The organism is Pantoea sp. Tr-811, assembly GCF_011752535.1.
Taxonomy (GTDB): domain Bacteria; phylum Pseudomonadota; class Gammaproteobacteria; order Pseudomonadales; family Pseudomonadaceae; genus Aquipseudomonas.
The window spans coordinates 1-815 of sequence record NZ_VWXJ01000059.1 but is presented as its reverse complement, the minus strand read 5'-3'; the positions used below and the strand labels follow the sequence as shown (position 1 = coordinate 815).

The following is an 815-nucleotide window of genomic DNA, read 5'->3' as shown; positions in this document are numbered from 1 at the left end:
TCGACCCAGGCTGTGTGAAAACGCCAGTGATTGTCTAACCTTCTGATCGTCGAGATCGTGGCGGGGACGATCATGAAACGGTTCATTGAGGGTGAGGCTCGGACGCAAGTCACGTTGCTGCCGGAGTGCCTAGACGACTACATCACCGAAGAAAATCCAGTTCGGGTAGTCGATGTTTTTGTCGATGAACTTGACCTTGGAGCACTCGGTTTCGAGGGTGTCGATCCTGCGGCAACTGGTCGTCCGGCCTACCATCCAGCAGTCCTGCTGAAAATCTACATCTATGGCTACCTCAACCGGATTCAGTCCAGCCGTCGGCTTGAGCGCGAGGCAGCGCGCAATGTCGAGCTGATGTGGTTAACGGGCCGGTTGGCTCCTGACTTCAAAACGATTGCCGACTTTCGGCGAGACAACGGCAAAGCCATTCGCAGCGTCTGCCGGCAATTCGTAGTGCTTTGCCGCAACCTCAATCTCTTCTCCCACTCGGTCATCGCCATCGACGGCAGCAAATTTAAAGCCGTGAATAACCGCGACCGCAATTTCACTCAAGGCAAGGTGAAGGCGCGCATGCAGCAGATCGAGCAAAGCATCGACCGCTATCTAGCGGCAATGGATTCAGCCGATCGGGCAGCGCCGGAAGTAACCGAGGCCAAGACTGAGCGATTGAAAGACAAAGTCGAAAAGCTGAAACAGCAGATGCAAAAACTCAAGGACATTGAGGCGCAGCTTCACGCCAGCCCAGATCAGCAAATCTCTCTTACCGATCCTGATGCACGCTCAATGGCCACGAGTGGCCGAGGTACTGGCACGGTTGG

At 55.1% G+C, this 815-nt stretch carries 1 protein-coding gene; it reads left to right on the top strand.

The features are described from left to right. Window positions 1-72: 72 nt before the first annotated feature. Window positions 73-815: transposase (locus F3J44_RS29395; RefSeq protein ID WP_167278004.1), on the top strand; the 743-nt coding region annotated here is incomplete at its 3' end.